Source organism: Comamonas terrigena NBRC 13299 (assembly GCF_006740045.1).
Taxonomy (GTDB): Bacteria; Pseudomonadota; Gammaproteobacteria; order Burkholderiales; family Burkholderiaceae_C; genus Comamonas; species Comamonas terrigena.
On the sequence record NZ_AP019749.1, the window covers coordinates 2551073 to 2572889 of the forward strand.

At 66.2% G+C, this 21817-nt stretch carries 22 protein-coding genes; 8 read left to right on the plus strand and 14 right to left on the minus strand.

Annotated elements, in window-relative coordinates:
• The 4 genes from CT3_RS11470 to CT3_RS11485 form a co-directional block, all read right to left on the minus strand.
• Positions 1-810 carry an amino acid ABC transporter ATP-binding protein gene (locus CT3_RS11470; RefSeq protein ID WP_066532507.1) on the minus strand — a complete coding sequence of 270 codons (810 nt, stop codon included), beginning with the start codon at positions 808-810 and terminating at the stop codon, positions 1-3.
• A gap of 3 nt (positions 811-813) precedes the next feature.
• Entirely contained in the window at positions 814-1476 is a 663-nt protein-coding gene (locus tag CT3_RS11475; RefSeq protein ID WP_066532510.1) for an amino acid ABC transporter permease, read from the minus strand.
• 24 nt (positions 1477-1500) lie between these two features.
• Positions 1501-2334 (minus strand): transporter substrate-binding domain-containing protein, encoded by an 834-nt coding sequence (locus CT3_RS11480; RefSeq protein WP_066532512.1) that lies wholly within the window; start codon positions 2332-2334, stop codon positions 1501-1503.
• A 219-nt stretch (positions 2335-2553) separates the two neighbouring features.
• A complete protein-coding gene (locus tag CT3_RS11485) occupies positions 2554-2802 on the minus strand; it encodes a hypothetical protein (protein ID WP_127446216.1) in 249 nt (82 codons plus the stop codon).
• Between CT3_RS11485 and CT3_RS11490 the strand changes: the two genes are divergently transcribed.
• Positions 2788-3519 carry a Crp/Fnr family transcriptional regulator gene (locus tag CT3_RS11490; protein ID WP_172591799.1) on the plus strand — a complete coding sequence of 244 codons (732 nt, stop codon included), beginning with the start codon at positions 2788-2790 and terminating at the stop codon, positions 3517-3519. The genes CT3_RS11485 and CT3_RS11490 overlap by 15 nt on opposite strands.
• A 137-nt stretch (positions 3520-3656) precedes the next feature.
• Here CT3_RS11490 and CT3_RS11495 read toward each other — a convergent pair whose 3' ends face one another.
• The 4 genes from CT3_RS11495 to CT3_RS11510 all read right to left on the minus strand — a co-directional run bounded on the left by CT3_RS11495 (position 3657) and on the right by CT3_RS11510 (position 7005).
• Complete coding sequence (locus tag CT3_RS11495; protein WP_066532516.1) at positions 3657-5042, minus strand: HD-GYP domain-containing protein; 1386 nt, start codon at positions 5040-5042, stop codon at positions 3657-3659.
• 97 nt (positions 5043-5139) lie between these two features.
• Complete coding sequence (locus CT3_RS11500; RefSeq protein WP_066532518.1) at positions 5140-5778, minus strand: 3-oxoacid CoA-transferase subunit B; 639 nt, start codon at positions 5776-5778, stop codon at positions 5140-5142.
• A gap of 30 nt (positions 5779-5808) precedes the next feature.
• Complete coding sequence (locus CT3_RS11505; protein ID WP_066532522.1) at positions 5809-6303, minus strand: DUF3806 domain-containing protein; 495 nt, start codon at positions 6301-6303, stop codon at positions 5809-5811.
• 3 nt (positions 6304-6306) lie between these two features.
• Positions 6307-7005, minus strand: coding sequence for a CoA transferase subunit A (locus tag CT3_RS11510; protein ID WP_066532529.1), 699 nt, complete (start codon positions 7003-7005; stop codon positions 6307-6309).
• A gap of 74 nt (positions 7006-7079) precedes the next feature.
• Between CT3_RS11510 and CT3_RS11515 the strand changes: the two genes are divergently transcribed.
• Positions 7080-7622 carry a PAS and helix-turn-helix domain-containing protein gene (locus CT3_RS11515; RefSeq protein ID WP_066532531.1) on the plus strand — a complete coding sequence of 181 codons (543 nt, stop codon included), beginning with the start codon at positions 7080-7082 and terminating at the stop codon, positions 7620-7622.
• A gap of 77 nt (positions 7623-7699) precedes the next feature.
• Here CT3_RS11515 and CT3_RS11520 read toward each other — a convergent pair whose 3' ends face one another.
• The 6 genes from CT3_RS11520 to CT3_RS11545 all read right to left on the minus strand — a co-directional run bounded on the left by CT3_RS11520 (position 7700) and on the right by CT3_RS11545 (position 14034).
• Entirely contained in the window at positions 7700-9424 is a 1725-nt protein-coding gene (locus CT3_RS11520) for a methyl-accepting chemotaxis protein (RefSeq protein WP_083520192.1), read from the minus strand.
• Positions 9425-9732: 308 nt separating this feature from the next.
• On the minus strand, positions 9733-10200 hold the full coding sequence (gene rlmH / locus CT3_RS11525) for a 23S rRNA (pseudouridine(1915)-N(3))-methyltransferase RlmH (RefSeq protein WP_066532532.1): 468 nt from the start codon (positions 10198-10200) through the stop codon (positions 9733-9735).
• Positions 10197-10889, minus strand: coding sequence for a ribosome silencing factor (gene rsfS / locus CT3_RS11530; RefSeq protein ID WP_066532535.1), 693 nt, complete (start codon positions 10887-10889; stop codon positions 10197-10199). Before rsfS ends, rlmH begins: the two co-directional genes overlap by 4 nt.
• Positions 10890-11069: 180 nt before the next feature.
• Positions 11070-12008, minus strand: coding sequence for an oxygen-dependent coproporphyrinogen oxidase (gene hemF / locus CT3_RS11535; protein ID WP_083520193.1), 939 nt, complete (start codon positions 12006-12008; stop codon positions 11070-11072).
• Between the two features lie 11 nt (positions 12009-12019).
• The gene (purD, locus tag CT3_RS11540; RefSeq protein WP_066532540.1) at positions 12020-13303 is read right to left on the minus strand and encodes a phosphoribosylamine--glycine ligase; all 1284 of its coding nucleotides are present in this window, start codon (positions 13301-13303) and stop codon (positions 12020-12022) included.
• Positions 13300-14034, minus strand: a complete 735-nt coding sequence (locus tag CT3_RS11545; protein WP_066532544.1) for a YebC/PmpR family DNA-binding transcriptional regulator — start codon at positions 14032-14034, stop codon at positions 13300-13302. The genes purD and CT3_RS11545 overlap by 4 nt, the downstream gene beginning before the upstream one ends.
• Before the next feature lie 87 nt (positions 14035-14121).
• On the opposite strand from CT3_RS11545, the gene CT3_RS11550 reads away from it, so the two are divergent.
• The 6 genes from CT3_RS11550 (at position 14122) to CT3_RS11575 (ending at position 21816) form a co-directional block, all read left to right on the plus strand.
• A complete protein-coding gene (locus CT3_RS11550) occupies positions 14122-15657 on the plus strand; it encodes a helicase HerA-like C-terminal domain-containing protein (RefSeq protein ID WP_066533323.1) in 1536 nt (511 codons plus the stop codon).
• 215 nt (positions 15658-15872) lie between these two features.
• The gene (locus CT3_RS11555) at positions 15873-16847 is read left to right on the plus strand and encodes a threo-3-hydroxy-L-aspartate ammonia-lyase (RefSeq protein WP_066532545.1); all 975 of its coding nucleotides are present in this window, start codon (positions 15873-15875) and stop codon (positions 16845-16847) included.
• A gap of 360 nt (positions 16848-17207) precedes the next feature.
• Positions 17208-17840, plus strand: coding sequence for a uracil phosphoribosyltransferase (upp, locus tag CT3_RS11560; RefSeq protein ID WP_066532548.1), 633 nt, complete (start codon positions 17208-17210; stop codon positions 17838-17840).
• 200 nt (positions 17841-18040) lie between these two features.
• Positions 18041-19222, plus strand: a complete 1182-nt coding sequence (locus CT3_RS11565) for an imelysin family protein (RefSeq protein WP_066532551.1) — start codon at positions 18041-18043, stop codon at positions 19220-19222.
• A 66-nt stretch (positions 19223-19288) separates the two neighbouring features.
• Positions 19289-20758, plus strand: coding sequence for a di-heme oxidoreductase family protein (locus CT3_RS11570; RefSeq protein ID WP_098066162.1), 1470 nt, complete (start codon positions 19289-19291; stop codon positions 20756-20758).
• Complete coding sequence (locus CT3_RS11575) at positions 20758-21816, plus strand: imelysin family protein (protein ID WP_066532555.1); 1059 nt, start codon at positions 20758-20760, stop codon at positions 21814-21816. The genes CT3_RS11570 and CT3_RS11575 overlap by 1 nt, the downstream gene beginning before the upstream one ends.
• Position 21817: the final 1 nt, after the last annotated feature.

The following is a 21817-nucleotide window of genomic DNA, read 5'->3' on the forward strand; positions in this document are numbered from 1 at the left end:
TCAGAGCGTAGCACCACAGGCGCTGCAATGTGGGGCGGCGTGGCTGCCCACCATCTTGCCCATGAAGGCGCGGGTGGCTTCCTGCTGCGGGTGGTCGATGACCTGCGCCGGCGCGCCGGACTCCACCACCACGCCGTCGCGCATGAAGACCACCTGGTCCGCCACTTCGCGGGCAAAGGCAATTTCGTGCGTCACCAGCACCATGGTCATGCCCTCTTTGGCCAGCGACTGGATCACGCCCAGCACCTCGGCCACCAGCTCGGGGTCCAGTGCGGAAGTTGCCTCGTCGAACAGCATCACGCTGGGCTCCATGGCCAGCGCACGGGCAATCGCCACGCGCTGCTTCTGGCCGCCGGACATCTTCTCGGGCAGCATGTCGCAGCGCTCGGACAGGCCCACCTTGGCCAGCAGCTTGCGGGCCGTGGCTTCGGCTTCGGCCTTGGGCTTCTTGAGCACCGTGACCGGGCCTTCCATCACGTTCTGCAGCACCGTCATGTGCGGGAACAGATTGAAGTGCTGGAACACCATGCCGGTGCGGGCGCGAAAGCCCGCCAGCACCTTGTCACCCGGCAGGCAGTCGGCGCCACCGGTGAACTCCAGCGCCTGCCCGCCCACGCGGATCTCGCCACCATCGGGCACGGTCAGCAGGTTGATGCAGCGCAGCAAGGTGGACTTGCCCGAGCCCGAAGGCCCGATCAGCGCCACCACGCTGCCGCGTGGCACATCCAGCGAGATGTTCTTGAGCACATTCAGCGTGCCGAAGGACTTGCGCAGCCCCCGGATGCTGATGGCAATATCGGAAGTGGACATGGCTCAGCCCCCCTTGGAATGGTGTTGTTCCAGGCGCTTGGCCCACAGCGTGGCCGGCAGCAGGATCACGAAATACGCCACGGCGATCAGGGTGTAGACCTCCAGCGGACGGTAGGTGTCGTGCGCAATCACCTGGCCCTGGTACAGCAGATCGGGCACCGCCAGCACCGACAGCAGCGAAGTGTTCTTCAGCTGCATGATGGACTGGCTCACCAGCGGCGGCACCATGCGCTTGAAGGCCTGGGGCAGCACCACGCGGCGCATCACCTGGCCGCGCGTCATGCCGATGGCCTGGCCGGCCTCGGTCTGGCCGATGTCGGTGGCAATCACGCCCCCACGGATGATTTCCGCATAGAAGGCGCCGCCATACAGCGACAGGCACAGCGCCGCCGCCATGGTGGCCGACATCTCGATGCCGGTCAGCACCGGCAGCGCGTAGTAGAACCACACCAGCTGCACCAGCACCGGCGTGCAGCGGAACACTTCCACATAGGCGCGCAGCGGCGCGCTGATCCACACATGGCGCGACAGCCGCCCCAGCCCGGCGAGCACACCGATGGCCAGGCCCGCCGCCACACAGATCGCGGTGAACAGCAGCGTATAGCCGATGCCGGCAATCAGCAGGCTGCGGTACTGCCACAGCGAGGCAAAGTCCCATTCGTACATTGACCTACCCTCAGCCCTGCCCGCTTAGAACTTCACCTGCTTGGGGAAGCTCTCGGGCTTCACGCCGGCCAGCTTCTCCATGTTGTGCACGATCACCTTCTGCACATCGCCCGCGGCACGGGTTTCCTTGATCCAGGCATTCACCTTGTTTTCCAGGTCCTTGTTGGCGCTCTTGCGCAGACCGATGTGCACGGTGGAAGTGCTGACCGGCTCGGGCACGAACATCTTGCCCATGTCGGGGCGCTTGGCCAGCAGCGGCTGAGCCAACAGCACCATCAGCACCTGGCAGTCGGCACGGCCGGTCTGGATGGCCATGGTGGCCGCGCCCGAGCTTTCCAGGCGGGAGATGCTGGCCTTGGGCAAGGTCTTGGTGGCGAACTGGTCCTGGTTGGAGCCCACGTCCACCACGATCTTCACCTTGGGATCGTTCAGCTGCTCCCAGGTCTTGACTTCCGGATAGCCCTTCTTGCAGACCACGGTCAGCGTGTTGTTGAACAGCACGTCGGAGAAGTCGATCATCTCGCGGCGCGCCGGTGTGGGGCCCATGCCGAACATCACGTCGATCTTGTTGGCCTGCAGGTCCATCACGGCATTGCCCCAGGTGGTTTCCACGCGTTCCACCTTGGCGCCCAGCTTGGTCGCCAGACCTTCGGCGAAGTCGGGACCGAAGCCCTGCCATTCATTGCGCACCAGATCCTTGTGGAAGTACGGCGTGGCGCCCGAGATCACGCCGATGCGCAGCACCTTGGTGCGCTCCACGCGCTGCAGCGTGGTTTCGTCCTGGGCCATGGCGGCCTGGGTGAGCAACAGGCTGCCGGCCACTGCCAGCGAGCGGAAAAGAGTGCGGGAGACGGTCATGGGAAATGCCTTGCGCGGCCGGGCCGCGCGTCAAAACAATCGTAGAGGGGGGAGAGGTGGGTGCAGCACCACCGCCAGGCCGCCGCACCCCAGGCCAGGGCCCCGGATGCGCGCAGCCCCGCCGATGGGTGCCAAGCAGCACGCTGGGCAGTGTAGGTCCCGGCTTTGTCACCACAAGTATAAAAAGTGACAATCCGGCCAACAAATGTCGTCACATCGTCATTTCACTGCTTTTATTTTCCCCAAACTGCTGAAATATCCGCGCATTTCTTCGATCTGCAGGGCGGCCGCGCTGAAATCCGAAGCCATCAAAAACCATAGCAACAAATACTGCAACAAAGCCATCTTCCAAGCGAAAGTACGCCAAAACACTGCGGCAATTGCGTATGCTGCAGCTGTCCGGACAAATGCCCGGCGGCCTACAATGACCGCCAAAAAGCGAGACAAGCTGCCATGCAACCCAGCCATAACGAACCTATCCTGAGCGTCACCGAGCGCGAGGCCATCAACGCCGGCCGGTGGTTTACCACCCTCTCCCCATCGCTGCGCCATGACATCCTGCGCCTGGCCACCGTCAAGCGCTTCAAGGACGGCGCGCAGATCTACGCGCGCGGCGATGCCCCGCACGACTGGTTTGCCTGCGCCAAGGGCGCGGTGCGCATGAGCTCCACCAGCCTGGCGGGCCGCCAGACCACCCTCACCTACCTGGAGCCCGGTGCCTGGTTCGGTGCCATGTCCACCTTCCTGGACGAACCCCGCACCCGCGACGCCCATGCCCACGGCGACACCACGCTGGTGTGCGTGAGCAAGGAGAGCTTTCGCACCATCCTGTCCAACCACATCGAGTTCTACGATGCCTTGCTGCGCCTGCAGGCCCAGCGCATCCGCCAGATCTACGGCCTGGTGGAAGACCTCAACACCCTGCCGCTGCGCGCGCGCCTGGCCAAGCAGCTGATGCACCTGTCGCGCAGCTACGGCCTGCGCACCCACGACGATCCGCAGGAAATCCGCATCGGCCTGCAGCTGGTGCAGGAAGAGTTGGCCCAGCTGCTGGGCGCCTCGCGCCAGCGCGTGAACCAGGAACTCAAGCGCATGGAACGCGAAGACTGCATCCGCGTGGAACCTTCGGGCCTGGTGGTGCGCGACAGCGACGCGCTGCTGGCCATCGTCAACGAAGGCTGCTGAGGCACAGCGCCAACTGCACACCTGCTGCACGCTGGCGGCACAGCGGTGTGCGGTGCCCTGCTGCGCCGCACGCCCGTACGCCCCGGCCCCCTTCCCGTGCTGCACGCCGGCCTGGCACCGGCCTGTGCAGCCGACTTTCAGCCGAAGAACGCCGGCCGCCCGCCCGGGCGCTTGCCGGCCAGCACGGACTGGGCCTGGTTGATCCAGTCCATCACCGCCTGGGCCACCGCATCGCCCCGCTGCGCCACCTTGGGCCAGCGCCGCAGACAGGTGTGGATGAAGGTCTCCAGCTGCCACAGCGCCTCGCGGTTGATGACGGCCTGCTCGCTCAGCATGGTGGCGTCCCGCTTCATCAGGTGCAGCACGGCCATCTGCTGCTTGGGCAGCGACCCCGCCTCGGCCAGCGCGGCCTCCAGGGCAGCCACACGCACGTCCAGAAACAGCCCCGCCCGCCCGCTGGGCAGCAGCTGCCACTTCTCGGGCAGCTGGGCGCTGCGGCGCTTCCAGTGGTCGATCAGCATGGTCAGCATCACCAGGCTGTGGCGCACTTCGGCCGCCATGGGCTGCATCTCGCCTTCGGCCGCCATGCGTGGCTCCCGCTCCAGCGCCGGCTGCAACAGCAGGTGCACATGCTCGATGAGGCGGGTATCAAAGCGCTCGCGGTTCAGGCGCAACATCAGCGACAGGCGCATGGCCGGCCGGTCGCCGGCATATTTTTCAAAGAAGGCGGCCACCACCTCGGCCACCATCAGGATGCGGCCCAGCGGTGAAATCTGCTCGCCGGTGACGTTGCGCGGGTAGCCGCTGCCGTCCATGCGCTCGTGGTGCTCCAGCACCGCCAGTTCCACGGCCGCCGGATAGGCGGCGGTGGAACGCACCACCAGCATGGCGGTGATGGAATGCACGGCCAGCTGGCGCCGCTCCTCGGGGGTCAGCTTGTGCTGCGGATCGGCCCAGCTGGGCTCCATGAACAGCATGCCCACGTCGTGCAGCAAGGCAGCGGCGGCCAGCTGCGCCAGCTGGGTGTCGTCCAGCTTCTCGCGCACGCCCAGGAACACCGCCACCAGCATCATGCACAGGCTGTGCTCGTACAGCTGCGGGCGCTGGCTGCGCATCACCGTCAGCTTGAAGCAGGCCTGCGCCGGCCAGGCCATGTCGGCCAGCGGCGCCAGCAGGCGCCACTGCTGGCGCGGGCCCAGGGCCTGCATCAGCAGCCGGGGCAGCGCGGCGGATTCGCACAGCGTCATCGCCTCGGCCTCCAGCGTGGGCACATCCACCCGGTCGCGGATCTCCAGCAGATCGTCGATAGGAAGGCGCAGGCGCTCGTTCACCAGCTTGTCATACAGCACCGCGTCGATGCGCATGCCCTTGTCGGCCAGGCGCACCCCGTTGGCGGTGTAGATGGCATCGCGCAGCACCAGGTTCTGCTGCTGGCCCAGGGCCTGGATGGCACGCAGGAAATGCGCGGTTCCCTGGAGGCTGTCGGCCTCCAGTTGGGGTAAGGGATGCGATGGGAGGCTCATGCGGACCAGTACAGTTCTGACGCCCATCATACGAAAGCCTGCACACGGCAGGCTTTCACAGCGTTACGGACGCATTACGGGCGGCTTGCGCGCCGTATCACGACAGCAGCGTCACCCCGGTCTTGGACTGGATCTCCTCCAGCGTCACGCCCGGCGCCAGCTCCACCAGCTTCAGACCCTGTGGCGTCACATCCATCACGCCCAGGTCGGTGATGATGCGGTCCACCACCCCCACGCCGGTCAGCGGCAGGCTGCAGCGGGGCAGGATCTTCAGGTCGGTGGTGCCGTCCTTTTTCTTGGCCACATGTTCCATCAGCACGATCACGCGCTTGACGCCGGCCACCAGGTCCATGGCGCCGCCCATACCCTTGACCATCTTGCCGGGAATCATCCAGTTGGCCAGATCGCCCTGCTCGGAGACCTGCATGGCCCCCAGGATGGACAGATTGATCTTGCCGCCACGGATCATGGCAAAGGACTGGTCCGAGCCAAAGATGGCGGAACCGGGAATCGTGGTCACGGTCTGCTTGCCGGCGTTGATCAGGTCGGCGTCGACCTGGTCTTCCGTGGGAAACGGGCCGATGCCCAGCATGCCGTTCTCCGACTGCAGCCACACCTCCTTGTCGCCCGTGTGGTTGGCCACCAGGGTGGGGATGCCGATACCGAGGTTGACGTAGAAACCGTCTTCGAGTTCTTGGGCCGCACGTGCAGCCATCTGGTCTTGGGTCCAAGGCATAAGAGCCTCCTGAATAAATCGTGATTGACGTTATTGGTAGTCGCCGGAGTCGATCATGGGCTGCAGGTGGGAAACCATACCATCGAGCAGTTGCACCAGATCGACCTCACGGCCGTCTTGAAGCCGTTTGAGGACCATGTCGCGCGCCCCGACCTGGATGCTGGATTCACAGTAGCGGACCACCGGGTCGGTGCCCCAGTCGTCGCTCACCATGTGCCAGTCCATGTCGTCCATTTCGCAGGTCAGCGCATCGCCCAGCACCACGCCCAGTCCGCGGGCCAGCAGCAGGTGGTCCGGCTGCACCAGGCCCCGGTCCAGCAGCGCCTGCAGCTGCACCAGGCCCGAACGGTCCATGCTCCAGTCGTTCAGCCCCAGCTCACTGGCGGCGACCTGGCACACCAGCAGGCGTTCGCGGTCCAGCTGCTCCTGCTCGTGCGCCGCCAGGGCGCGGAACACCGGCACGCTGGCCGCGGCCACCGCATCGGGTGCGTCAGGCGCATCGGGCGAGTGCGACAGATCCACCACGGCTCAGGCCTCGCGCACGGTGCGCTTTTCGATGCGTTTTTCCGGATGGGCGTTGTGCACGATCCGGTTCACATAGATGCCGGGCAGGTGGATGTCGTCCGGGGCAATGTCGCCCACTTCCACCAGTTCTTCCACTTCCACGATGCAGACCTTGCCGCAGGTGGCCGCAGCCGGGTTGAAGTTGCGGGCCGTCAGGCGGAACTGCAGATTGCCGCTCTTGTCCGCGCGCCAGGCCTTGACCAGCGACACATCGGCCACGATGGCACGTTCCATCACATAGGTATCGCCGTCGAACTCGCGCAGCTCCTTGCCTTCGGCCACTTGCGTGCCCACACCGGTCTTGGTGAAGAAGGCCGGAATGCCGGCACCGCCGGCGCGCATCTTCTCGGCCAGCGTCCCCTGGGGGGTGAACTCCAGCTCCAGCTCGCCGGCCAGGTACTGGCGCTCGAACTCCTTGTTCTCGCCCACATAGCTGGCGATCATCTTCTTGATCTGGCGGGTTTCCAGCAGCTTGCCCAGGCCAAAACCGTCCACGCCGGCGTTGTTGGACGCAATGGTCAGCCCTTTGACACCGCTGTCCCGCAGCGCGTCAATCAGCGCTTCGGGAATGCCGCAAAGGCCAAAGCCCCCCACGGCGAGCAGTTGCCCATCGGCCACCACACCCTGCAGCGCAGCGGCCGCGGAAGGGTAGAGCTTTTTCATGCATGTCTCCTTGTTGTGCGATGCATTACGATACTACGTACGTAATTAAGTAGTTTTTCGTAAAGAGTTGCACCATGGAGATGGATTACAAGCTGGCGTTCGAGATGGCCCCTGTCGGGTTGGTGATCTCACGCAACCGCACCATGGTGGACTGCAACCACCAGGTCTGCGAGATGTTCGCCATCTCGCGCGAGCTGATGATCGGGCAATCGTTCCAGATTCTCTATCCCAGCGCCGACGAATACGAGCGCCTGGGTGCCCGCATGGCCCCCATCCTGAACGCCAAGGGCCACTATTCCGACAACCGCATCATGAAGCGCGCCAGTGGCGAGACCTTCTGGTGCCATGTCAGCGGCCGCGCGCTGGACCGGGACGACCCCCACGCCTCCGGCATCTGGAGCTTTGAGGACCTGTCCGCCCAGCGCCCGGTGAAAGCCGAGCTGACCGGGCGCGAGCGCGAAGTGGCAGCGCGCCTGCTGGAGGGACTGACCTCCAAGGAAATCGGCAAGGCCCTGGCCATCAGCCACCGCACGGTGGAAATCTACCGTGCCCGGCTGATGCGCAAATACGGCGCCTCCACCGCCGCCGACCTGGTGCACAAGCTGGTCGCGGGCTGATACCCCGCAGCTGACCAGCGCAACGCGGCGGTGGTGCTGGTCACCACCACTGCACTCGCAGCCCCTGCAACACTCGGTCAGACTTCGGCCGGTGCCGCGATGCGGGCATGGCCGCGCGCGGGGGCACCGGTTGGCGCTGCATCCAGCGCCGCCATGCCCACCGGTGCCATCACCGGTGCCTGGCGCGGCGCAGCCACCCCCCCCCATGCCACGGCATCCACGGACGCTGCGGACAGCGTGGTGCCACCGGGCATGGCAAAGCGGCGTACCGCGCCATCCAGCGCCAGCGCCTGTTCACGCAGGGCTGACGAGGCAGCGGCAGACTCCTCCACCAGGGCCGCGTTCTGCTGGGTCATCTGCTCCAGCTCGGCCACGGAGGAGGACACCTCGCCGATCTGGCGGTCCTGCACCTCGCAGGCATGGGAGACTTCGGCAATCGTCGTGGCCACGCGCTCCACGCTGGAGACAATGGCCTGCATGGTCTGGCCGGCACGCTCCACCTGGGCGCTGCCGCTGTCGGCGCAGCGCACCGATTCGCCGGTCAGCTGCTTGATCTGCTTGGCCGCCTCGGCACTGCGCTGGGCCAGCACCCGCACTTCGCCCGCCACCACGGCAAAGCCCCGGCCCTGCTCCCCGGCACGTGCCGCTTCCACGGCTGCATTCAGCGCCAGGATATTGGTCTGGAAGGCAATCGCATCGATGGTGCCGGTGATATCGCCAATGCGGCGGGCGCTGGCGGTGATTTCCGCCATGGTCTGCACCACGCTGTCCACGGCCTGGCCGCCCTGCGCCGCCACGCTGGCGGCACTGTTGGCCTGGTCGCGGGCATGGGCGCTGGCCTGGGCGCTGTGGCGCACCTCCAGGCCCAGGTTTTCCATGGCCCGCGCGGTCTGCTCCAGGTGGCTGGCGGTCTGCTCGGTGCGCTCGCTCAGGTTGACGTTGCCGCCGGCGATCTCGCCACTGGCCACCGACACCTGGCTGGACGATTCCTGCACCTGCTGCACCAGGGTCCGCAGCGACTGCTGCATGCGGTCCATGGACAGCATCAGCTTGCCCAACTCATCCCGCTGGCGCACCTGCACGTCCTGCGTCAGGTCGCCCTCGGCAATGCGCTGGGCCAGCGCCTGGGCATCGGCCAGCGCCCGCGTGATGTTGCGCACGCCGAAATAGGTGGTGGGCAGCAGCACGGCCACGGCCAGCAGCAGCAGGCCACCCAGCCAGAAGCTCATCTGCTTGGCGGCGTCTTCCACCGCCCGGCGGGTGAACTCCATGTCGGTGCGGGCGTTCTCGGCCGTGGTGGTCAGCACGGAATCCATGCCTTCGATGGTGCTGCGCTGGCTCTCGGCGTAGGCAGCGGCAGCCATGCTGTCCAGCAGCGCATCCTCCACCTTGCCGAAGAGCTCATCCATGGCCTTGGCGTAGTCGTTCAGGTAGGTCACGCCGGACTCCAGGTTCAGCGACATGTCCGACGGCGTGGTCGGCGACTTCTGCAGCTCTTCCAGGCGTGCGCGCAGCGCCGTCATGCCCATGTTCCAGCGCCCCCGCAGATCCTGCACCTGGGTGGTGTTGTTGGCACTGATGATGATGTTCTTCTCCATCAGGCGCAGCTCGCCCAGGCGGTTGCGCACCTCTTCCATGTCGCTGAGCACCTGCACCTTGCTGCTGAACACCTCCTGCACCTGGCGGTGCGTGGTCTCCAGCGCCACATAGCCCAGCCCGCCCACCAGCAGCAGCATGACCAGAGAAAACAGCGTGCCCATATACAGGCGCGCACGGATGGAAAGCTTGTTGAGCCATTGCATGGATTGGTTCTCCCTCGCGTGTCATGCACCAGGGCCCTGTAGGACCGCCGGCGATTTGCATCATTCAGTAACAAGCATTAAGCAACAAGCAGGCCATGTGCGACAAGTCGATGGTCTGCATATGCTTAGAGGGTACGGGAGCAAGCGCTTTGCGCTCCATGGCGCCAACCCGAGATCGCGCTTACGCCTATTTACCGGCCCGCGCATCCGCGTTAACGCACCACAGCGGTGCAAAACAAAAAGCCCTGGCTCGGCGCACCGAAACAGGGCTGGATCGCAGGGGGCGCGGCCTGGGCCGGTGGCCGGGCTTATTCGCGGTGGTAAGGGTGGCCGGCGTTGACCGACCAGGCGCGGTAGAGCTGCTCGATCAGCAGCACACGCACCATGGCATGCGGCAGGGTCAGGTCCGACAGGCGGATCTTTTCGTGGGCCCCCTGCTTGAAAGCCGGGTCCAGCCCATCCGGGCCGCCGATCACCAGGGCCACATCGTCGCCCTCCAGCTGCCAGTGCTGCAGGCGCTGGGCCAGCGCCTTGGTGGTCAGGTTGGTGCCGCGTTCGTCCAGTACCACGATGCGGGTGCCGCGCGGAATCGCGGCCTCGATGCGCTTGCGCTCGGCCGCATACAGCGTCTCTACCGTCTTCGAGCCGCGGGGCTCGGTCTTGACGGCCTTGAGCTCGACCTTCAGCTCCGGCGGAAAACGCTTGGCGTAATCGTCGTAGGCCGTCTGCGCCCAATCGGGCACATGCTGGCCTACGGCCACGATCAGCAGCTTCATGCCTTGGCGCGGGGTGCGCGCTTGGCGGCAGGCTTGGCAGTGGTCTTGGCGGTGCGCGGCGTGCTCGGCTTGACCACCACGGTCTTGATGGGCGCAGCCGCCTTCTTGGCGGCGGGCTTCTTGGCCGCAGGCTTGGCGCCAGCAGCACCGGCAGCCGGCTTCTTGGCAGCCACGGTCTTCTTGGCGGCAGGCTTCTTCGCTGCGGGCTTGGCCTCGGCAGCGGCGGCAGCCTTGGGCTTGCCGGGCTTCTTGGCGGCCACGGCCTTCTTGGCCGGTGCGTCAGATTCCGAGCGTGCGACCGGCTTGGCCGCACCCAGCTTCAGGCGCACGGGCTTGTCGCCCCAGATTTCTTCCAGACGGTAGTACTGGCGGATGGCCGGCTGCATGATGTGCACCACGGCCTGGCCGCAATCCACAATGATCCACTCGCCGTTGTCTTCGCCTTCCTGGCGCGGCACGGGGAAACCGGCCTTCTTGACCGATTCGCGCACGCTGGAGGCCAGGGCCTTGGTCTGGCGGTTGGAGGTACCGGCGGCCACGATCACGCGCTCGAACAGCGGCGAGAGGTGCTCGGTATTGAAGACCTGAATGTCTTGCGCCTTGACGTCTTCCAGGCCATCAACGATGGCTCGCTGGAGTTTGGTCACGTCCTTCTTGGCAGCGGATTCCGATTGGGTGGTGGAGCTCATCAGGCAGTATGTGGTTGCGTTCCGGTCAATATAGCGCGGCAGCGCCGTACATGCCATGGGGTGGTTCTTGCCACGCCCACCATCCGGACTCAAAGGTTTTTTGAAGGTATTCACCAGTCCATCACGGACTGGCAGCTATCGAAATTATAGTTTTCCGGCAATAACAGCGTTGCAGGCAGATCAAATCCAGTCCCGACGGACCAAGAATTCATGCGCCAGCGCATGCTCGGGCGTGCCCGGTGCATCTTCGCGCTGGTAGCTCCAGCTGGCATGCGAGGGCATGGACAGCAGGATGGATTCGGTGCGCCCGCCCGACTGCAGGCCGAAATGCGTGCCCCGGTCCCAGACCAGGTTGAACTCCACATAACGGCCGCGGCGGTAGCGCTGGAACTCCACCTGCTGCGCGCCATGGGCCATGCCCTGGCGGCGTTCCACGATGGGCAGGTAGGCCCCCAGAAAGGCATCGCCCACCGCACGCAGCATGGCAAAGCTCTGGTCCTGGCCCAGCTCGGAAAAGTCGTCAAAGAAGATGCCGCCGATGCCGCGCTGCTCGTCACGGTGCTTCAGGTAGAAGTACTCGTCGCACCAGGTCTTGAAGCGCGGGTAGAGCTGCTCGCCAAAAGGCTGCAGCGCCGCATGGCAGGCGCGGTGAAAGTGCACCGCATCCTCTTCAAAGCCATACACCGGTGTCAGGTCCATGCCGCCGCCAAACCAGCAGGTCTTGGGCTGGCCTGGATGGCCGGCCGCGATCATGCGCACATTCATGTGCACCGTCGGCACATAGGGGTTGCGCGGGTGGAACACCAGCGACACGCCCATGGCCTCGAACGGCGCCCCGGCCAGCTCCGGGCGGTGCTGGGTGGCCGAAGGCGGCAGCTGCGGGCCTTTCACATGGGAAAAGCCGCAACCCGCGCGCTCGAACACGCGGCCACCTTCCAGGATCCGGGTGACACCGTCGCCCTGCAGGCGTTCTTCCGGGCCCTTGCGCCAGGCATCGGCCAGAAAACGTGCCCCGCCCTCCCCCTCCACCCCTTCCAGGGCGGTGGTGATGCGGGACTGCAGGTCCTCCAGGTAGGCACGCACGTTCTCGGGCGTGGCCGCCATGCTCGCAGTCGTCATGGACCCGCCCTTCAGTTCTTCACGGCGCGGAAGCCGATGTCGCGGCGGTACTGGGCACCATCGAAATGGATGCCACGGGCCACGTCATAGACCTTCTGCTGGGCCTGCTTGACGCTGTCGGCCAGCACCGTCACGCACAGCACCCGGCCGCCGCTGGTGCGCACCTGGCCGTCGGCGTCCAGCACCGTGCCGGCGTGGAAGACCATGGCATCGTCCGCATCGGCGGGCAGGCCGCTGATGGCGTCGCCCTTGCGCGGTGCTTCGGGGTAGCCATAGGCAGCCATCACCACGCCCAGGGCGGTGCGGCGGTCCCATTCCAGTTCCACCTGGTCCAGCTTGCCGTCCACGGCCGCCAGCATGACCTCCACCAGATCGCTCTTGAGGCGCATCAGGATGGGCTGGGTCTCGGGGTCGCCCATGCGGGTGTTGAATTCCAGCGTCTTGGGATGGCCGTTGCCGTCGATCATCAGACCGGCGTACAGGAAACCGGTGAACGGCACGCCGTCCTTTTCCATGCCGCGGATGGTGGGCAGGATGATTTCGCGCATGGCACGGGCGTGCACATCGGCCGTGACCACGGGGGCGGGCGAATAGGCACCCATGCCACCGGTGTTCGGGCCTTCGTCGCCGTCCTTCAGGCGCTTGTGGTCCTGGCTGGTGGCCATGGCGACCACGTTCTTGCCGTCGCACATCACGATGAACGAGGCTTCCTCGCCGGCGAGGAACTCTTCGATCACCACGCGCGCGCCGCCGTCGTTGTGCTGCACGCCGTACTTGTTGTCCACCAGCATGAAGTCCACCGCATCGTGGGCTTCCTGCAGCGACATGGCCACCACCACACCCTTGCCGGCCGCCAGGCCGTCGGCCTTGATGACGATGGGCGCACCCAGGCGGTCCACAAAGGCGTGGGCAGCCACCGGGTCGGTGAAGGTGTCGTAATCCGCCGTGGGAATGCCATGGCGGCGCATGAAGGCCTTGGAGAAGGCCTTGGAGCTTTCCAGCTGGGCAGCCGCCTTGGTGGGGCCGAACACCTTCAGGCCGTGGGCGCGGAATTCATCCACGACACCGGCGGCCAGCGGGGCCTCGGGGCCCACCACCGTCAGTGCAATCTTGTTGTCGATGGCCCAGGTCCGCAGTTGTTCCACATCGGTGATGGGTACGTTCTCGAACTTGTTGCTCAGCGCCGTGCCGCCGTTGCCGGGGGCCACGTACACCTTGCTCGCCTTGGGCGACTGCGCCAACTTCCACGCCAGCGCGTGCTCACGGCCACCGCCGCCAATCACCAGTATTTTCATAGTTCTGCGTTGTGATAGACGTCTTGAACGTCATCCAGGTCTTCGATCATGTCCAGGAGCTTTTGCATGCGCTCGGCGTCTTCGCCAGCCAGCTCAATGGTGTTTTCTGCGCGCATGGTCACTTCGGCCACTTCGGGCTTGAATCCCGCAGCCTCCAAAGCGTTGCGCACGGCTTCAAATTCACTCGGCGCGGTCAGCACCTCGATGGCGCCGTCCTCGTCGGTGATCACGTCTTCGGCACCGGCCTCCAGCGCCGCTTCCATCACTTTGTCCTCGTCCAGGCCGGGTGCAAAGATGATCTGTCCGCAGTGCTTGAATTGGAAGGCCACCGATCCCTCGGTGCCCATGTTGCCGCCGTATTTGCTGAAAGCGTGACGCACATCCGCCACAGTACGCACCCGATTGTCGGTCATCGTGTCCACGATGATGGCCGCGCCGCCAATGCCGTAGCCTTCGTAACGGATTTCTTCGTAGGTCACACCTTCCAGATTGCCGGTGGCCTTGTCGATGTTGCGCTTGATGTTGTCGGCCGGCATATTGGCGGCCGGCATATTGGCGGCCTTGGCCTTGTCCACGGCCAGACGCAGGCGCGGGTTGGCCGTCAGATCGCCCCCTCCCTGGCGGGCTGCCACCATGATTTCGCGGATGATGCGCGTCCAGATCTTGCCGCGTTTCTCATCCTGGCGACCCTTGCGGTGCTGGATGTTGGCCCATTTGCTATGTCCTGCCACAGGAAATCCTTTGGTCTTGATTTAATCTATCGAATCCGATTTTACTTTTGATGCCTCACCCCACGAGGAAACCCGCATATGGCAGATATGGCAGCCCCCCTCCTGATTGCCCAGCATGGTGATATCCACTGTGACATCCTCCCCGGCCTGGCCAACCGCCACGGCCTGATCACCGGTGCAACGGGCACGGGCAAGACGGTCACCCTGCAGAAGATGGCCGAAAGCTTTGCCCAGGCCGGCGTGCCGGTGTTCATGGCCGACATCAAGGGCGACCTGGGCGGCATCAGCCAGACCGGCAGCATCGGCGACAAGCTGGCCGCCTCGCTGAAGGACCGCGGCATCGCCCTGCCCGCCCCCACGGCCTGCGCCGCGACCCTGTGGGACGTGTTCGGCCAGCAGGGCCACCCGGTGCGCGCCACCGTGTCCGACATGGGCCCGCTGCTGCTGGGCCGCATGCTGAACCTGAACGACACGCAGATGGGCGTGCTGAACATCGTCTTCAAGATCGCCGACGACAGCGGCATGCTGCTGCTGGACCTCAAGGACCTGCGCGCCATGCTCCAGCATGTGGGCGACAACGCCAAGCAGTTCACCATCGAGTACGGCAACATCAGCGCCGCCAGCGTGGGCGCCATCCAGCGCGGCCTGCTGCAGATCGAGAGCGAAGGCGGCGACCAGTTCTTCGGCGAGCCCATGCTCAACATCGAAGACCTGATGCAGACCGACGCCCGGGGCCATGGCGTGGTCAACATCCTGGCGGCCGACAAGCTGATGAACTCGCCGCGCCTGTACTCCACCTTCCTGCTGTGGATGCTGTCCGAGCTGTTCGAGCAGCTGCCCGAAATCGGCGACCCCGACAAGCCCAAGCTGGTCTTCTTCTTCGACGAGGCCCACCTGCTGTTCAACGACGCGCCCAAGGTGCTGCTGGAGCGCATCGAGCTGGTGGTGCGCCTGGTGCGTTCCAAGGGCGTGGGAGTGTACTTTGTCACCCAGAACCCGCTGGACATTCCCGACAGCGTGCTGGCCCAGCTGGGCAACCGCGTGCAGCACGCGCTGCGCGCCTTCACCCCGCGCGACCAGAAGGCCGTCAAGGCCACGGCCACCACCATGCGCCCCAACCCGGGCCTGGACATCGAAGCCGCCATCACCGAACTGGCCGTGGGTGAAGCCCTGATCAGCTTCCTGGACGAAAAAGGCCGCCCCTCCGTCACCCAGCGCGTCTACGTGGTGCCGCCGGGCAGCCAGATCGGCCCCATCACCGCCGCCCAGCGCCAGCAGCTGATGCAGCAATCGCTGGTGGCCGGCGTCTACGAAAAGGCCGTGGACCGCGAATCCGCCTATGAAGTGCTGCGCAGCCGCGCCGAATCCGCCCCCGCCGCCCCAGGCAAGCCCGGCGTGGCCGGTACGGCAGGGACTGCCGGCGCTGGCACGGCCCCGGCGGACAGCGGGATGATGGGCGAGCTCAACGACCTGCTCTTCGGCACCACCGGCCCGCGCGGCGGAAAGAAGGACGGGATTGTGCAGACCGTGGTCAAGTCCACCGCCCGCACCATGGGCACCCAGCTGGGCCGCCAGATCCTGCGCGGCGTGCTGGGCGGCATCTTCGGCGGCAAGAGCCGCTGAGCCCCGGGCTGCTGCGCTGCAGCGCCCCCGTAAGCACCCGTACGCCCCCCAATGGCCTGTGCCGCGTTCGCGCCGCCACAGGCCATTCCCATTCTCGACTCCCCCGCTGCAGAGCGCACCTGCGGTTTCCCTGTACGCGCCAGCCCTTGGCGAATGCGCTTTCGCAGCTATCATCTCTGTAACTGCAACATCCAGATACAGCCTGAAAGGCCGACATGAGCGTGGTCACCTTGCCCCTGCCGACGTTTGAAGATGTGGCAGACGCTGCCGAGCGTCTGAAAAACGTGGCCCACACCACACCCGTGCTGCGTTGCGGCACGGCCGATCGCCAATACCGGGCGCAGTTCTTCTTCAAGTGCGAGAACCTGCAGCGCTCCGGCTCCTTCAAGTTCCGCGGCGCCTTCAACACGCTGGCGCGCTTCACGCCCGAGCAGCGCAAGGCCGGCGTCCTCACTTTCTCTGCAGGCAACCACGCCCAGGCCATCGCCCTGTCGGCCCGCCTGCTGGACATGCCGGCGCTGATCGTCATGCCCGAAGACGCTGCCGCCAGCAAGATGGCCGCCACGCGCGAGTACGGTGCCCAGGTGGTGACCTACAACCCGCGCACCGAAGACCGCCAGGCCATCAGCCGCAAGCTGGCGCTGGAACGCGGCATGACCCTGGTGCCCCCCAGCGACCATGCCGACGTGATTGCCGGCCAGGGCACCGTGGCCAAGGAACTGCTGGAGCAGGTGCCCAACCTGGACTACCTGTTTGTCTGCCTGGGCGGCGGCGGCCTGCTGGCCGGCAGCGTGCTGGCCGCACAGGCGCTGGCGCCCAACTGCCAGGTGATCGGCGTGGAGCCGGAAAACGCCAACGACGGCCAGCAGTCGCTGCGCAAGGGCGAGATCGTGGAGATCCCCTACCCCACCACCATCGCCGACGGTGCGCAGGCCCCGTCGCTGGGCAAGCTGAACTTCCCCATCATCCAGCAGGGGGTGGAAGAAATCGTCACCGTATCCGACCTGCAGCTGATGCAGACCATGCGCTTCTTTGCCGAACGCATGAAGATCGTGGTCGAGCCCACCGGCGCCCTGGCCTTTGCCGGCGCCTGCAACGGCGGCATCTCCCTGGGCGGCAAGCGCGTGGGCGTGATCGTCAGCGGCGGCAATGTGGACCTCAAGCGCTACGCCCGCTTCCTGGCGGACTGATACCCTGCCCGGCCCATCCGCCGCTCCCCATGGGCTGCCGGCAGGGCACACACCACAAGCTCCTTCGGGAGCTTGTTCTTTTTTTGGCGGCCACACCACGGCCATGCCATGCCCCTCCACCCCCCTGGCAGGCCAAGCCCCCACCGACCCGCGGCACTGGCACGCTCCTTGCGCCAGCGCAAACAGCCCGGCCAGCAGCCTTGTGCGGGCCGTGGACAGAAAAACCGAGCCCGCCACCCGCCTGCAAGGCCGCAGTACACTGCCTGCCGACGGCGCGTACCGCAGGTATTGCATGTACAGCATGTACGACGTGTACCGCGCCCACCCGATTTCACCGACACACAGACAAGAAGCCATTCCATGAGCCAAGTGCACCTCATCGACCACCCGCTGGTCCAACACAAACTGACCCTGATGCGCCGCAAGGAAGCGTCGACCAACAGCTTCCGCCGCATGCTGGGCGAGCTGTCCACGCTGATGGCCTACGAAATCACCCGCGACTTCCCGCTGCAGGACCTGGAAATCGAAACGCCGATGGAAAAGATGGTCGGCAAGGTCATCGACGGCAAGAAGCTGGCCCTGGTCTCCATCCTGCGCGCCGGCAACGGTTTCCTGGACGGCATGCTGAACGTGGTGCCCGGCGCCCGCATCGGCCACATCGGCCTGTACCGTGACCCCGAAACCCTGCAGCCCGTCGAGTACTACTTCAAGATGCCCGACAACATGGGCGAACGCGACGTGATCGTGGTGGACCCCATGCTGGCCACCGGCAACTCCGCCGCCGCCGCCGTGCAGCAGCTCAAGGACAAGTGCGCCCCCAAGTCCATCAAGTTCATGTGCCTGCTGGCCGCTCCCGAAGGCATCAAGACCATGCAGGCCGCCCACCCCGACGTGGACATCTACACCGCCGCCGTGGACCGCCAGCTCAACGACCACGGCTACATCCTGCCCGGCCTGGGTGACGCCGGCGACCGTATCTTCGGCACCAAGTAAGCGCTGCCGTCCGGCCCTGCGGCCCGGATACCGCGGCCTTCCGCTCCAGCCTCCGCTGCCTCCGGCACCGGAGGCTTTTTCGTGGCCGATGCCGACACATGCAAGGCGATACCCCAGGACAGCGTGCCGATTTGCAAATAGGACACATTCTCAATGTTATTAGAATGTATCTTTTTCTTACGCTACTACCTATTTCTGACATGAACCACTACCTGTTCGCCGGACTGATTGCCCTGGGTGCCTCCCACATTGCGCACGCCCAGGCTCCAGCAGCCCCCCAAACCCAAGTGCAACTCAGCGTGAACCAGGTGGTGGCGCACTACAGCACGCTGGTGTCGGCCACGTACGAAGACAGCATCCGTTCGGCCCAGCAGATGCAAAAGGCCATCGACGCCTTCCTGGCCAAGCCCTCGGCCGCCACGCTGGCCAACGCACGCAAGGCCTGGCTGCACGCCCGTGAGTACTACGGCCAGACCGAGGCCTTCCGCTTCTACGGCGGCCCCATCGACGACGAGAACGGCCCCGAAGGCCGCATCAACGCCTGGCCCATGGACGAGTCCTATGTGGACTACGTGCAAGGCCAGCCCAAGGCCGGCCTGATCAACAACCGCAAGGAAGCCATCACCGCCGAGCGCCTGGCCGAACTGAACGAGCACGACGGCGAGGAAAACATCTCCACCGGCTGGCACGCCATCGAATTCATGCTCTGGGGCCAGGACCTCAGCGCCACCGGCCCCGGCGACCGCCCCTACACCGACTTTGTCGACGGCAAGGCCCCCAACGCCGACCGCCGCCGCGCCTACCTGCGCACCGTCACCGCGCTGCTGATCAAGGACCTGCAGTCCGTGGCCGCCCAATGGAAGCCCGGCGTGGCCGGCAACTTCCGCGCCGACTTCGAAAAGAACAGCAGCGACGCCGTGCGCCGCATCTTTGTGGGCCTGGGTTCGCTGTCGCGCGGCGAACTGGCCGGCGAACGCCTGGAAGTGGCCATGGCCAGCCGCGACCAGGAAGACGAACACTCCTGCTTCTCCGACAACACCCACCGCGACGCCGTGACCAACGCCATGGGCATCCAGAACGTGTGGCTGGGCAGCTACCAGCGCCTGGACGGCAAGGTCCTGCAAGGCCCCGGCCTGCGCGACTGGGTGGCCCAGCACGACCGTGGCGTGGCCGAGCAGACCACGCGCCAGATCGCCCAGTCCGTGAAGGCGGCCGAATCCATCCCGGCACCGTTCGACCAGGCCATCCAGGGTGCGCGCGACAGCGCCGCCCGCGCCACCATCCAGGCCACCATCGACAGCCTGGTGGCCCAGAGCAAGTCGCTGGTCGATGCCGCACACGCCGCGGGCATTGAACAGCTGAACCTGGTCGAACCCGAATAAGAACACCCAACCACCACCGCTGCCTGGGCCGCCCGCCGGTACGGGCAGCGGTTTTGCATTCGCCCCATGATGTTTCGCTGTCTGTCCCTCACCGCCGCGGCCTGTGCTGCGCTGCTGGCGGGCTGCTCCCTGCAGTCGCAGGATGCGCCCCCCGCAGCCGCCGCCACCCCGCCACCGGACCTGTTCGCCCCCGCACCGGCCGATGCCCTGCCCGGCGGCACCACCACCGTCTTTGCCACCGGCCGCAACGCGTTCTCGCTGCCCCTGGCCAACCTCAGCGATGAAGAGCGCACGCGCTTTGTCATCGGCAACTCCTTCTTCAAGCGCAACTGGGTGCAGGCCCCGGCCTCCACCACCGCGCGCGACGGACTGGGTCCGCACTTCCTGGCCCGCTCCTGCGGCGGCTGCCACGTGCAGGACGGCCGCGCCCAGCCCCCCGACTTCCACAACCCCCTGGCCCCGCAACCGTTTGCCGGCCTGCTGATGCGCCTGTCCGTGCCCGGCACGGACGCGCATGGCGGCCCCAAGCACGAACCGGTCTACGGCGACCAGTTCAACACCATGGGCATCAGCGGTGTGAAGGGCGAAGGCGCGGTGCGCATCCGCTACGAACACATCAACGGCCAGTTCGCCGACGGCACGCCCTACCAGCTGGAACGCCCGGTCTACGAGCTGCACGATCTGGCCTACGGCCCCATGGCCGCCGACACCATGGTCAGCCCTCGGATTGCACCTCAGGTCATCGGCCTTGGCCTGCTGGAAGCGATTCCTGCCTCCGAAATCCTGGCCAATGCCCAGGCGCAGGCCCTGACCGACGGCCCCATCAAGGGCCAGCCCAACTATGTGTGGGACGCCTATGGCCAGCGCATGATGCTGGGCCGCTTTGGCTGGAAGGCCAATGTGGCCAGCCTGGCACACCAGACGGGTGGCGCCTTCCAGGGCGACATCGGCATCACCTCGCCGCACTTCCCCCAGCAGACCTGCACCCCCACCCAGACCGACTGCCTGCAAGCCCCCCACGGCAAGGGCGGCGCCGGGGTGGAGATCGAAGAGCACGCCATCAACGACGTGATCTTCTACCAGAGCACGCTGGCCCCGCCGGCCCGCCGCAACACCAAGGACGCCCAGGTGCTGCAGGGCGAAAAGCTGTTCCATGCCGCCCAGTGCGCGCAATGCCACCGCCCCAGCTACCGCACCGATGCGCCGCTGTTCCCCACGCTCAGCAGCAAGGCCGTGTCCGGGCAGACCATCACGCCCTATACCGATATGCTGCTGCACGACATGGGTGACGCCCTGGCCGATGGCCGGCCCGACTTCCGCGCCAATGGCCGCCAGTGGCGCACGCCGCCGCTGTGGGGCATCGGACTGCTGGATGCCGTGAACAACCACCAGCGCCTGCTGCACGACGGCCGCGCCCGTGGCGTGCTCGAAGCCGTGCTCTGGCATGGTGGCGAAGCCCAGGATGCCCGCGACCGCGTGCTGCAGTTCAGCGCCGAGGACCGTGCCGCCCTGGTGAAATTTGTGGAGTCCCTGTAATGCCCGCCTGCCTGCCCCCTCCCTACCGCCCACGCCTGCGCCGTGCGGCGCTCGCCATCGCCGCCAGCCTGGGCTTCTGGGCCGCGGCCCCCAGCCATGCCCTGGAAGTGGACGACCTGGCCACCATCGGCCACGCGCTCTACGGCCAGTGGTATCTGCCCCAGACCACCCAGGCCCTGGGCGCGGCGCAGGCACTGCAAGCCAGCCTGCAGGCCTACTGCGGCCAGCGCACCGGCAAGACCGATGCCGCCCTGCTGGGCGATGCCCGCCAGCGCTTCCAGCAGGCCGCGGACGCCTGGCAGCGCGTGGCCGCCGTCAACATGGGCCCGCTGGTGGAACGCCGTACCGACCGCATGGTCAACTTCCAGCCGCTGCGCCCGGCCCGCCTGGCCGAAGCCATCCAGCAGGCCCCCAAGACCCTGGCCGACATGGAACGCATCGGCAGCCCCGGCAAAGGCTTTCCCGCACTGGAACACCTGCTGTGGACCCAGCCAGCCCCGCCCGGCAGCCCCAGCTGCAGCTATGCCGTGATGGCCGCCGCCTCGGTCACCGATGAAATCCAGGGCCTGCGCACCGCGTTCCAGACCACCGCGGCAGCCAAGCCCGATCTGCGCGTCACCGAGGAATTCCTGAACCAGTGGATTGGCGGCCTGGAGCAGCTGCGCTGGGAACGCATGGAAAAGCCGCTGCGCAGCGCCAGCACCACCTCCGGCAAGAAAAAGCCCCAGCTGATCCGCATGGACAGCGACAGCACGCTGGCCAGCTGGCGCGCCCAGTGGTCCGGCCTGCGCGATCTGGCCGTGGCCCCGGCCGGCGCGCCCGAGAACCAGGTCAGCATTGCCGGTCTGGTGGCCGCCCACTACCGCCCCCTCACCGCCGGCCGCTTTGCCAAGGCCGTGCAGGAAGTGGACGGCGCGTTTGCCGCACTCAACAGCACCGACCTGGAAAGCGTGCAAAAGCTCTCCACCGCACTCAGCGGCCTCAAGCGCTGGGTGGAAGCAGACATCGCCTCGCTGCTGCAGCTGAGCATCGGCTTTTCCGACGGCGACGGGGACTGAG